Below are 10,099 nucleotides of genomic sequence, written 5' to 3'. Positions count from 1 at the left end.
TCGTGCAGTGCATCCAGACGACACCGGCAGCCACGCAGTTGATGCCGACAGCAACGACTATCGCCTCCTGCGCAGCCCAGGCCGTCGCCTTGGCCAGAAGGACGCCGGCTGCGATGACCCGCTTCGCGCCGGCGGCGTCCTTCCCGGAACGGATCAGCGCCGGAAGCGCGGCCTGGTAGGTGTTGGTCGTGATGACGCGAGCCCCGGCATCCAGGTAGTCGGAGTGGACCTCGCGCACGACGTCGGGCGCCGTGGTGAGCGCCAGCGCCGACCACAGCGCGCTGCGGGTGTCGACCCCGTGGGCGTCGAGCTCGGTCCCCATCGCCCCGTCGAGAACGACCGGACCTCGGGCCAGCAGATCAGACAACCGAGCCGGCTCGTGCCCCAAGGACGTGGCGGATACCGAAAGCGTTCGCATTGCGACACGGTATCGGAGGCTTGAGACGGCACCGGTAGCGTCTCGGGTATGGACCCGGTGCACGTCTCCGCGAGCCCGGGCCGAGGTTCCCGACCCCACCGGCTACACCATATGGCGCAGCCTCTTAGCGGGTCTCGATGATCTGCTTGCCGAAGGGGAAGCAGGTGACGGGGATGAGCTTGATGTTGGCCACGGCCAGCGGGATCCCGACGATGGTGAAGGCCTGGGCCACGGCGGTGGTGAGGTGGCCGATGGCCAGCCAGAGCCCGGCGACGAGGAACCAGATGATGTTGCTGATCCCGCTCATGGCGCCGGCCCCGGGGGCCGGAACCACCTCACGCCCGAAGGGCCACAGGACGTAGGCGGCGATACGGAAGGAGGCGACGCCTGCAGGAATCGTGACGATGAACAGGCAGGCGATCAGTCCGAAGAAGAGGTAGCTGAGGAAGAGCCAAAACCCGCCGAAGACGACCCAGATGATGTTGAGCAGCGTGCGCATGGCACCTATCTACCACACCTAGGCACCTGGAAGATGCCCGCGACCGTGCGGTCACCAGAAGATGCGCTGAGCGATAGCGTCGGCGAAGTTGTCCAGCGCCTCCGGCGCCGCCCCGAGGTAGAGGCCCGCGTCGATCAGTGAGACCTCCATGAGGTAGAAACCGCCTTGACCGTCCCCGACGACGTCGACACGGTTGAACAGGAGCTGGATGTCCCGGCCGGAGATCTCCTTGATCAGCGCGTGGATGGCCTTGCGCACCCGCTCGCCCCAGAGCCACTCCTGCTCGCTGGGTTCGCGCGCCGTGACGATCTCCTCGTGGATCTCGTCGGTGGACTTGAAGGAGGGGTGGAGCATCGGCGCCTTCTCCACCGCGTGGGACAGCACGCCGTTGAAGTAGACCAGCGAGACCTCGCCCTTGCGATCGACCTCCTCAAGGTAGCGCTGGACCATGACGGTGCGTCCGCGACGCAGGTGGTGCATGGCGTCATTGATCGCCGAGGACCGGGAGGCGGCGTCGGTGGCGGTGTAGCGCCCGGTGCCGCGCCCACCCGAGGAGACGGCCGGCTTGACGACGAAGTCGCCATGGGCCGGGAAACGGGTGTGAACCTGGTGCTTGGAGTAGCCGGCCTCAGGCTCCAGCCACATCGTCGGAATCATGGGAACCCCCCACTCGCTCAAGCGGGTGAGGTAGTGCTTGTCCGAGTTCCAGGTGACGACGTCGGGGTGGTTGGCGAGCCGGGGCACCGACCGGGCCCACTGGAGGAACCGGGAGTAGTTGCCCTTGGTGGCGTAGTCGCGCACACTGCGCAGCACGACCGTGCCGGACTGGCTCCAGTCGATGCCGGGATCGTCCCACACGGCGACCCGCGGCTCGATGCCACGCGCACGCAGAGCATCCGGCAGGCCGCGGTCATCGTCATCAAGGTTGGGGAAGTCGGCGCAGGTCGCCAGCGTCACGATCGGGTCGCTCATGCAGTCCACGCTACCGCGCGCAGGAGCGCGGCGAGAGCCGCAGACGTGTGACACTGAACCGCGCCCGCACCAGCGGATACGACTACCTTCCGGTTGGAGCGGCCAGCTGGTCTCCGTTCCGCAACCTTCGACACCCACACCTTGCTCAGCCACTGCGTGCGAGGGTGCCACAATGCCGAGGTGACTTCTCAAACCCGCAAGCCGCGTACCACCGCCGCACAGCGCTACTGGGCATCCATGGCCGCCATCGTCGTCGTGACCATCCTTGCCGCGGGCATACTCGGCGGAACCGTCTCGATGCTCACCGGAGCCCGCGCCGGCCGCAGCAGCATGTGGGGCGGCATGGTGGTCGCACTGGTCATGCTGGCGGGCTGGACCCTCGGCAGCCGCGTACGCGACCGCAAGAAGCTCGACCTGCCCCTTTGGCACCGCCTCACCGAGGAGCAGGCGGCCACGTTGAAGCAGTACCACCAGTGGTCTCGCACCGGCCGCATTGGCCAGGACGACGACGTCGAGGCCACCCCCTCCAGGCCGAGCAGCCATCGCCGCAGCGCACGGACAGGCGCCGGTACATCCAAGGCAGCGCCGTCGAGGAGGTCCTCCTCGCAGGGCGCGATGTCGAAGCGCGACCGCGCTCGCGCCGCCGACGTGCGCCGCCGCCGACAGGACCGCGAGGGCGGCCCGTCGCACTGAACGGGGACGCCGGGCAGCACCCAGCGGCAACGCAGCTCTTCACCCACCACCATCACCCTTGAGACTTGCCGCACAATCGCCTGGTTTCATGGATCCTGACTGGACGAAGCCCTCCTCCATCCGTAAAGTATTCCTCCGTCGCCCAGCGAGCCACGTCGAATGACATCGCTGTGGCGGAAGCACCGCTAGCTCAATTGGCAGAGCAGCTGACTCTTAATCAGCGGGTTCAGGGTTCAAGTCCCTGGCGGTGTACGAATCTTCCAGTCCTTAGGGCCGGAAGAGCTGGTCACCATAGACCGAGCACCGCTAGCTCAATTGGCAGAGCAGCTGACTCTTAATCAGCGGGTTCAGGGTTCAAGTCCCTGGCGGTGTACCACGAAGGGCACGCGCTTCGCCCGGGATGACCCCGAAGGCACAGCAGCAGGCGCGTAACGGCGGTCGAAGGCAACCGTCACCGCACTGAGAAGCATCTCAGGATGCCACCGTCTCATCGGTTCCCACGCCCTCGTGACCACAGTCTGCGACGGCGGCGCCAACCAGTCGCCGCGCCAGAAGTCTCGTTCCGCGGGCACGCCGGTCCGGCAGATAGGTACCTGCTCCGGCACGCGCTGCTACCCCAGGCCCCACCGGGCCGACGACGCTGAAGGAAGATGAGGAGATACGTATGACACGCAACATCCACACCATGACCACCATGACGACCATGATGACTCCGGCCACCGGGCTGGCAGCCACGAACGCCCGGGCCGACGAGGCCGCCAGCAGGGAGCTCTTCGCCGCACGCGCGGAGCTCGCCTCGCTGGGGGCGACCGCCTCGCCCTCGCGACTCGAGCGCGCGCTGGAGCGCCTGGAGGCGGCTCAGCAGGCCTCGCGACGAACGCTCGCCCAGGCCGCCTGACCCGGAGGTCTCACCCAGAGCTGGGTCGGGGCTCCCGTGGGACTGACGTCCTGAACGTTCGCCAGATCACGAAAGTAAGTCCTCGAATTCACTGCCACTGGCACCGGAGGCGATGCAAGGATGAGTGCATCCGTCCAGCAGCCCGAGGAGGACCCATGACCCAGCTCGCCGCCGGTGACCGAGCCCCGGAGTTCACCCTGCCCGACCAGAACGGCCGCACAGTGACCCTTGGCGACCTTCGTGCCAGTACGAACAAGGGCGTCATCGTCTACTTCTATCCCAAGGCCTGCACTCCGGGCTGCACTAAAGAGGCTTGCGACTTCAGGGACTCCTTGGAGGCGCTCGAGGCGGCCGGCTATGCCGTCGTCGGCGTCTCCCCGGACCCGGCGAGTGCGCAGGCCAAGTTCTCCAACCGCCACGACCTGCCTTTCCCCCTGCTGTCGGATGCCGACCACGCCGTCATGGAGGCCTGGGGAGTGTGGGGAGAGAAGAAGAACTACGGCAAGGTCTACACCGGCGTCATCCGCTCCACCGTGGTGGTGGCCCCCGACGGGACCGTGACGCTGGCCCAGTACAACGTGCGAGCCACCGGTCACGTCAAGCGGCTGCGCGCCGCACTGGGCGTGGACTGATCAGAGCGCACAGGAACGGTCGCCGCATTCTGCCATCCGGGACTGGGGTCGGTAGAGTGGGCACCGCGCAGCGCGAGTGGCGGAATTGGTAGACGCCCCAGGTTTAGGTCCTGGTGCCTTCGGGCGTGAGGGTTCGAGTCCCTTCTCGCGCACAGATGTCAGTTCCCAGCACCACGAGGGTCTCCAGACGCGGACAAGAAGTTCTGTATCCTCCGCATGCTCCGGTCCCTGCCGTTTCCACCGACTTGATCCGAGGCATCGATGACAGAGAACTCCTTCCGTCAGGACTCCCCCGCATTCGACGTCGTGCTGGCGCAGACGATCGCCAGGCACTTCCGAGGGGCCACGACCGAGGCCATCAACGACACCCAGACGGTCCGGTTGGGCGAGGGGCTTCCCATCATCGAGTGCCTCATTGACGAGATTCAGGACCACGAGCCATACGGCGCATTCCTCTTCCTGCAGATCAGTGGAGGCGCCTTCGGGAGCAGACGGGTCCTGGTGACGGCCAGCGGCTACGGCTCCAGTCAGCTGGAGTCGGTTGTCGCCGCCGGATGCAACTGGGCCTGCGCTTTCGGCCCCGTCCTTCTGACCGGAATCGGCCGCCCGGACCTCATCGATTCTGACAATCCCGAGGTCGATCAGTTCGAGGCCACGGTGGGAGGCAGACGCTACCGGGTGGCCACCGGGCATCTTGACCGCAGCATGAACATGCCGATTGAGGAGGTGGAGGCCTATCGCCGGCGGCTGGGCGGCCCCCGTGCCCTGACCGACAGGGTGCTCGCCAGTCCTTTGATTCCTGCCACTCGTTCCGGTGAGGCGGTGGCATTGGGCTGCTATGCGGCCATCGGCCCCCATTCGATCACTGAGCTCAAGCTCGCTGGCGCCGACTGGCCCGCGGGACGCAGTGTTCTGGACGCGATCCCGCCCGAGCCCGGTGGCCACCGTATGCTCCGGGAGTGGTCGGTGCTCACGCCCCTGGAGCCCGCTCCGCCCCTGACCAGGGACGGGCTCCAGCACACCCTCAACCTCATCGCCGCGACCTCATACGATCCTGGCAGCGAAGCCGGCGGCTCGGCAGCCGCCACCACGGCATGAGGCTGGGGCCACCGAACCTTCCTGCGGGACTCTCGCTGCCGGAGGACCTGCGCTGGTTCCTCAGCACCATTGCGGGCTCAGGCGCCGGCCCCGGCTACGGGCTGGACATCTACCCGGCCGACGACGGAGGCATCCACCTGGCCGACGCCGGTTGCGGCGCCGAGTGGCGCATGAGCCCCTACGACGGCAGCGTCTGGCTGGACTCACGGGCCTGCGACGATGGCTTCACCCGCGTGGCCCCGAGCTTCATCTCCTGGTACGAGGCCTGGCTCGACCACGCCATCCGCGGCGGCGGGGTCTTTGCACAGTGGTCCTACCAGGTCGATGCCGCTTACAAGATGCTTGAGCAGAGCGCCGCCGAGTTCGGCGTCGAGCGCCTGCCCGAAACCGTCACCCGGGTGAAGATCCAGACCCCGGTCAAGGCCTTCGGCCCCTGCCACGCCTGCCAGCTCGTCTACTCCCGGTGCGGGGTGCCGGAGTCGGTCTTCGTCACGGCGCCATCCCCGGCTCCCTGAGCCGCTCCGCACCCGCCGAGACGCAGGCGCGCAGTGTCGTAGTGGACGAAGGCGGGAGAGCAGTCACGCAGCGGCCGAAGAGACTAGACGCGCCCCGGTGCGCGGTAAAACTGGTGCGCCTGTTGAAGCAGGGCCAGCAGGTCCTCTTTACTCCCCTTCAAGGTGCCGGGGAGGTATACGCGCTCCTCCTTACCCATTCCGCGGTCGGCAATCTCATTGATCTGCTGGCTCAGCTGGGCGGTGGTCGAGTCCTGGTGGCGCATCTGCTGTCCCAGCGGCGTCAGGATGTAGCCGATCACCAGCTGTGCTCGTGTACCGCCGGGAGCGACCTCCTGCCCGAAGAACTCGGCGATATCCGCCCAGCGTGCGGACTCGTTGACGATGAAGGACTGGCCTTTGCGTCGTTCCAGACGCACGCCTTCAGGCGTGACTATCAGTCGGCTTTGACTAAGGAGCTTCCTGACAATGGCCAGGGTGCAGATGATGCCGAAGAAACCGATGCTGGCGATACCAGCGAGCAGGTGGAGAAGCGGGGAGCTCGACTGATTGGAGGTCAGAATGAGCACGACCCCCACCACGGTGAAGCCCACGCAGCCCAGAAGGCTTCCCCATAGACGCAAGGGGGACTCCGGAATGATGAGCATCCCGGTGCTGTGCAGCTGCTCGCTCATCTGACGAACTCGTCCGGCATCAACTCCCATGTGACTCGTCTCCTTCTCCTGATCGGTACGACGAATACGCCCCTACCCTAGCCACCTCACGGCGGCTAGGGACCCCGTCCGACCAGGCAATCACCCGAAGAGCTGATTCCCGCCTCCCGTCCCGGGAGGCGGAGGCGCCGGGCTGTGACGCGGTGATCGGTTCCTTGGCCGATCACCGAACTCACGCCCGGCGGCGTCCTGAGTCACTCCTCGTGCTGGACGACCTCGAATCCGAGGACCTCCACGCTCATGCCCCGGCGCTTGTCGTCCTCGTGCCCGCCGGCGGGCCGCGCCGCGCTCCAGCGCTCGTAGTCCTCGCGTCTGTCCCATCGGGTCACCACGAAGTAGCGGTCCTCTCCGACCAGCGGGCGCAACAGCTCGAAGCCCTGGAAGCCCTGCGAGGCGTCAACACCTCGCTTCCGTGCGGCGAAGCGCTTCTCGATCTCGGCCTGGGCGCCCTCGGGGAAGGTCAGCGCGGTGATGTTGACATAGGTCATAAGTGTCCTCCTCAGCGTCTCCGTCAGCTCCCGACCGGAAGCAGGTATCACGAAGAACGCTACCGCTGATCGCCGTCGCGGACTACAGACATCGGGCATCCCAAGGTACGGAGCCGCCTCGAGGACCGACGCCCGCCGGGTAGCCTGAGACCATGACAACTGCCCCCTTCACCCGCAAGGACGGCCGCGCCGTCGACGAGCTGCGCCCCGTGACCATGACCCGCCACTGGCTCGACCACGCCGAGGGATCGGTCCTGGTGGCCTTCGGACGCACCCGGGTCCTGTGCGCCGCCTCCTTCACCGAAGGCGTTCCGCGCTGGCGCAAGGGCAGTGGCGAGGGCTGGGTGACCGCTGAGTACGCCATGCTTCCCCGGGCCGGGTCGGAGCGCTCCGGCCGGGAGTCCGTACGGGGCAAGGTCGGTGGCCGCACCCACGAGATCTCCCGTCTCATCGGCCGCAGCCTGCGTGGCATCATCGACGTCGCCGCACTGGGCGAGAACACGATCGCCCTGGACTGCGATGTGCTGCAGGCCGACGGCGGCACCCGCACCGCGGCGATCACCGGCGCCTACGTGGCCCTGGCTGACGCCGTCGCCTGGGGCACGCAGCGCGGACTCATCAAGGCCCGCCCCGGCAGGCCGGTGCTGTCCGACTCCCTGTCGGCCATCTCGGTGGGGATCATCGACGGCGTTCCCTGCCTCGACCTGCCCTATGAGGAGGACGTGCGCGCCCAGACCGACATGAACGTCGTCCAGACCGGGGACGGGCGCTTCATCGAGGTCCAGGGCACCGCCGAGCACGCCCCCTTCGACCGCTCCGAGCTCGCAGAGCTGCTCGACCTGGCCGCCACCGGCAACAGCCGCCTGGCGGCGCTCCAGCGCCGGGCCCTGGCCGGCCCCAGCGGTGAGCCCTTCACCGTGTCCTCCTCAGACTCCTCGACCCAGTCCACGCAGGCCTGAGCCGTGAGTGCCTCGTCACGCGCCGACGGCGCTGCCCCGCGCACCGGGCGGGTCCAGGTGCCTGCCGGAGCCCGCCTCGTCCTGGCCACCCACAACGCCGGCAAGCTGGCCGAGCTGCGGCAGATCCTGGCGCCGCTCGTACCTGGGCTGGTGCCCGGTTCCATCATCTCGGCCGCCTCCCTCAAGGCGCCCGAACCTGTGGAGGACGGCCTGTCCTTCGCCGACAACGCCCTGCTCAAGGCCCGGGCCCTGGCCCAGGCCACGGGCCTGCCCGCGGTCGCCGACGACTCGGGCCTGTGCGTCGACGTCCTGGGCGGGGCGCCGGGGATCTTCTCGGCGCGCTGGTGCGGCCGGCACGGGGACGACACCGCGAACCTTCAGCTGCTCCTGGCCCAGCTGGCCGACGTCGCCGACCCGCACCGCGGCGCCCGCTTCACCTGTGCCGCGGTCCTGGTCCAGCCGGCCTCCGGCGGGAAGCCCGAGCAGGTCACCACCATCGAGCGTTCCATGGAGGGGCGCCTGACCCACGCCCCTCAGGGCGAGGGGGGCTTCGGCTACGACCCGATCTTCGTGCCCGTCCAGGAGGATGCACCGGGCGGTCGGGGCCGCACCACCGCCCAGATGACGCCTGAGGACAAGCACGCCATCTCCCACCGGGGACAGGCCTTCCGCGCCCTGGCACCGGTCCTGGCCGGTGTCCTGGTCGGCTGAGCCCGCGAGGGCGCTGCCAGTAAAGCGCTGTCAGTAGTGCGTCACCACGGTGGTACCGATCTCGGACCACTGCCAGATCGCCTGAGCGTCCGGCACCGGGATGTTGATGCAGCCGTGGGAGGACTCATCCGTCCCGATGCCGAACTCCTTGACCCAAGGAGCGCCGTGGAGGGCGTAGCTGCTGTGCCAGTAGCTCACCCACGGAACCCCACGTTCGCAGTAGGGCCACTCGGGGGTGCACCCCATGTCCTGCGCCTGGTAGCGCAGATAGATCTTGTAAGTGCCCGTGATGGTCTCGTGCCCGACGCCGCCGTGGTTGATGAGGATCGGCCCGTAGACGACCTTCTGGCCCTCGTAGGCGGTCAGCGTCGAGTCGGTGAGGTTGACATCGATCCACTTCTCCCCCGCCTTGGCCTGGTAGGCGAAACGCTCCGGCCCGTTGGGCACCACCCGGCTCTCGGTGGAGTGGGGCACCTCGTTCCAGCTGATCTGCTGGCTGATGCTTCGGCCCTGACCGAGTCCCTGGACGAGTGCCCCTGTCACCGCCTCGATGTTGCCGGCCTTCCTTCCGGACTTGCCCGGGCGGGCGAGCTGGAGCACCGTGCCGGCCGAGTCGACGTCGTTGATGGCGTTGACCGGTTTGCGCTCCTCGGGCGCGCTCAGGGAGGTCACCCAGGCCCTGACCCTCTCTTGCGAGACTGTCGGCACGATGCGGCCCTCGTTGACGAGGAAGTCGATCCATGAGGCCTTCTGAGCCTTGGAGGCGGTGTGCGCTGCGCCGTCGACCGTCACTGACAGCTCGGCGCCCAGCAACGTGGTTGCCGTCTGCGCGACCGAGTCCGCCGCCTGGGCGCTCACCGTGGGCTCGGCCCGGCGGATCGACACCGGCGCGGTATGGTTCGCCAGCTCGCGTGCGGCGACGTCGAGAGCCGCGTCGAGGTCATCGGGGTCGATGGCGTCGCCGACTCGTCCCGGTGAGGCGGTGAAGCCGCCGCTGCCCTCGTTCCAGGTTACTGCCGGCTCGACGACGTGGTCACGCAACGTGTTGCTCAGCTGCGACACCAGCGCGGCGCGGGCCTCCTTGTTGATCGTGTACCGCACCGCCACCTCCCGTGTCCCCACGACGCCGTGCAGGTGGGTGGTCAGTGACCCCGCTCCGGACACGGCGGCCTCCACGGTGGTCCGGGCGTCGATCTGGGCGATCTGGGTGAGTGGGACGGTGGTGGGGGCTCCGTTAACGGTCAGTGTCAGTGACACCGATGCGGCCCGCTGAAGCACGAGCGCGGTCAGGGTCGGCCGGTCCATTCCGGTCACGTCCTGGCCCATGAGGATGGTTCCGCGTGGAGCCCGCCCCTCGTGCCTGTGGAGGTAGACGACGGATCCGCCCACTGCTGCTCCCAGGAAGAGGGAGACGGCGATCAGGACGCCGACCCACCGATGCGGTCGACGCTGGTTGGCGCAGTGGTGCATGGCGCCAAGGTACGAATGGCTGGGTTGTCATTCCAT

13 protein-coding genes and 3 tRNA genes are annotated in these 10,099 nt (G+C 67.8%); 10 read left to right on the top strand and 6 right to left on the bottom strand.

Annotated features, from left to right (window positions below; all coding sequences use genetic code 11):
• From HMPREF2883_RS04750 to HMPREF2883_RS04740, 3 genes are all read right to left on the bottom strand, one after another.
• Nucleotides 1-418 (bottom strand): homocysteine S-methyltransferase family protein (locus tag HMPREF2883_RS04750; protein ID WP_176747147.1); only part of this gene is annotated, 418 nt, incomplete at its 3' end.
• A 124-nt stretch (nucleotides 419-542) separates the two neighbouring features.
• Nucleotides 543-917 carry a YccF domain-containing protein gene (locus HMPREF2883_RS04745; protein WP_070659231.1) on the bottom strand — a complete coding sequence of 125 codons (375 nt, stop codon included), beginning with the start codon at nucleotides 915-917 and terminating at the stop codon, nucleotides 543-545.
• A gap of 51 nt (nucleotides 918-968) precedes the next feature.
• The gene (locus HMPREF2883_RS04740; protein WP_070659229.1) at nucleotides 969-1,889 is read right to left on the bottom strand and encodes an ATP-grasp domain-containing protein; all 921 of its coding nucleotides are present in this window, start codon (nucleotides 1,887-1,889) and stop codon (nucleotides 969-971) included.
• A 180-nt stretch (nucleotides 1,890-2,069) separates the two neighbouring features.
• Here HMPREF2883_RS04740 and HMPREF2883_RS04735 point away from each other — a divergent pair, with 180 nt between their 5' ends.
• The 8 genes from HMPREF2883_RS04735 to HMPREF2883_RS15430 all read left to right on the top strand — a co-directional run bounded on the left by HMPREF2883_RS04735 (nucleotide 2,070) and on the right by HMPREF2883_RS15430 (nucleotide 5,725).
• Entirely contained in the window at nucleotides 2,070-2,582 is a 513-nt protein-coding gene (locus HMPREF2883_RS04735) for a hypothetical protein (RefSeq protein WP_070659227.1), read from the top strand.
• A gap of 179 nt (nucleotides 2,583-2,761) precedes the next feature.
• Nucleotides 2,762-2,834, top strand: a tRNA-Lys gene (locus HMPREF2883_RS04730).
• Nucleotides 2,835-2,882: 48 nt separating this feature from the next.
• Nucleotides 2,883-2,958: transfer RNA gene (locus HMPREF2883_RS04725), tRNA-Lys, on the top strand.
• A gap of 288 nt (nucleotides 2,959-3,246) precedes the next feature.
• Entirely contained in the window at nucleotides 3,247-3,480 is a 234-nt protein-coding gene (locus HMPREF2883_RS04720) for a hypothetical protein (RefSeq protein ID WP_176747146.1), read from the top strand.
• Nucleotides 3,481-3,635: 155 nt separating this feature from the next.
• Nucleotides 3,636-4,112 (top strand): thioredoxin-dependent thiol peroxidase, encoded by a 477-nt coding sequence (gene bcp, locus HMPREF2883_RS04715; RefSeq protein WP_070659225.1) that lies wholly within the window; start codon nucleotides 3,636-3,638, stop codon nucleotides 4,110-4,112.
• 70 nt (nucleotides 4,113-4,182) lie between these two features.
• A tRNA-Leu gene (locus tag HMPREF2883_RS04710) sits at nucleotides 4,183-4,264 on the top strand.
• A gap of 109 nt (nucleotides 4,265-4,373) precedes the next feature.
• Entirely contained in the window at nucleotides 4,374-5,210 is an 837-nt protein-coding gene (locus HMPREF2883_RS15435) for a hypothetical protein (protein ID WP_256277327.1), read from the top strand.
• Nucleotides 5,207-5,725, top strand: coding sequence for an SMI1/KNR4 family protein (locus HMPREF2883_RS15430; RefSeq protein WP_256277326.1), 519 nt, complete (start codon nucleotides 5,207-5,209; stop codon nucleotides 5,723-5,725). The genes HMPREF2883_RS15435 and HMPREF2883_RS15430 overlap by 4 nt, the downstream gene beginning before the upstream one ends.
• 83 nt (nucleotides 5,726-5,808) lie before the next feature.
• Here the strand turns inward: HMPREF2883_RS15430 and HMPREF2883_RS04700 are convergent, their stop codons facing one another.
• Together HMPREF2883_RS04700 and HMPREF2883_RS04695 are read right to left on the bottom strand one after the other, a co-directional pair.
• The gene (locus HMPREF2883_RS04700) at nucleotides 5,809-6,426 is read right to left on the bottom strand and encodes a hypothetical protein (RefSeq protein WP_070659223.1); all 618 of its coding nucleotides are present in this window, start codon (nucleotides 6,424-6,426) and stop codon (nucleotides 5,809-5,811) included.
• 203 nt (nucleotides 6,427-6,629) lie between these two features.
• Nucleotides 6,630-6,923, bottom strand: a complete 294-nt coding sequence (locus HMPREF2883_RS04695) for an antibiotic biosynthesis monooxygenase family protein (protein WP_070509922.1) — start codon at nucleotides 6,921-6,923, stop codon at nucleotides 6,630-6,632.
• 152 nt (nucleotides 6,924-7,075) lie between these two features.
• On the opposite strand from HMPREF2883_RS04695, the gene rph reads away from it, so the two are divergent.
• The gene (gene rph / locus HMPREF2883_RS04690) at nucleotides 7,076-7,882 is read left to right on the top strand and encodes a ribonuclease PH (protein ID WP_070659221.1); all 807 of its coding nucleotides are present in this window, start codon (nucleotides 7,076-7,078) and stop codon (nucleotides 7,880-7,882) included.
• 3 nt (nucleotides 7,883-7,885) lie between these two features.
• Nucleotides 7,886-8,593 (top strand): RdgB/HAM1 family non-canonical purine NTP pyrophosphatase, encoded by a 708-nt coding sequence (gene rdgB, locus HMPREF2883_RS04685; protein WP_070659219.1) that lies wholly within the window; start codon nucleotides 7,886-7,888, stop codon nucleotides 8,591-8,593.
• 30 nt (nucleotides 8,594-8,623) lie between these two features.
• On the opposite strand, the gene HMPREF2883_RS04680 is transcribed toward rdgB, so the two are convergent.
• Nucleotides 8,624-10,063 (bottom strand): L,D-transpeptidase, encoded by a 1,440-nt coding sequence (locus tag HMPREF2883_RS04680; protein WP_070659218.1) that lies wholly within the window; start codon nucleotides 10,061-10,063, stop codon nucleotides 8,624-8,626.
• Nucleotides 10,064-10,099 lie beyond the last annotated feature (36 nt).

Origin of the sequence: Actinomyces sp. HMSC075C01, from assembly GCF_001812965.1 — a bacterium.
GTDB lineage: Bacteria > Actinomycetota > Actinomycetes > Actinomycetales > Actinomycetaceae > Actinomyces > Actinomyces acetigenes.
This window is presented reverse-complemented; position numbering and strand designations above follow the sequence as displayed.

Excerpts from the sequence above, each read along its gene's own strand:
- HMPREF2883_RS04745 (WP_070659231.1), bottom strand. The coding sequence starts at position 917 with ATGCGCACGCTGCTCAACATCATCTGGGTCGTCTTCGGCGGGTTTTGG.
- HMPREF2883_RS04740 (WP_070659229.1), bottom strand. The coding sequence starts at position 1,889 with ATGAGCGACCCGATCGTGACGCTGGCGACCTGCGCCGACTTCCCCAAC.
- HMPREF2883_RS04720 (WP_176747146.1), top strand. The coding sequence starts at position 3,247 with ATGACACGCAACATCCACACCATGACCACCATGACGACCATGATGACT.
- bcp (WP_070659225.1), top strand. The coding sequence starts at position 3,636 with ATGACCCAGCTCGCCGCCGGTGACCGAGCCCCGGAGTTCACCCTGCCC.
- HMPREF2883_RS15435 (WP_256277327.1), top strand. The coding sequence starts at position 4,374 with ATGACAGAGAACTCCTTCCGTCAGGACTCCCCCGCATTCGACGTCGTG.
- HMPREF2883_RS15430 (WP_256277326.1), top strand. The coding sequence starts at position 5,207 with ATGAGGCTGGGGCCACCGAACCTTCCTGCGGGACTCTCGCTGCCGGAG.
- HMPREF2883_RS04700 (WP_070659223.1), bottom strand. The coding sequence starts at position 6,426 with ATGGGAGTTGATGCCGGACGAGTTCGTCAGATGAGCGAGCAGCTGCAC.
- HMPREF2883_RS04695 (WP_070509922.1), bottom strand. The coding sequence starts at position 6,923 with ATGACCTATGTCAACATCACCGCGCTGACCTTCCCCGAGGGCGCCCAG.
- rph (WP_070659221.1), top strand. The coding sequence starts at position 7,076 with ATGACAACTGCCCCCTTCACCCGCAAGGACGGCCGCGCCGTCGACGAG.
- HMPREF2883_RS04680 (WP_070659218.1), bottom strand. The coding sequence starts at position 10,063 with ATGCACCACTGCGCCAACCAGCGTCGACCGCATCGGTGGGTCGGCGTC.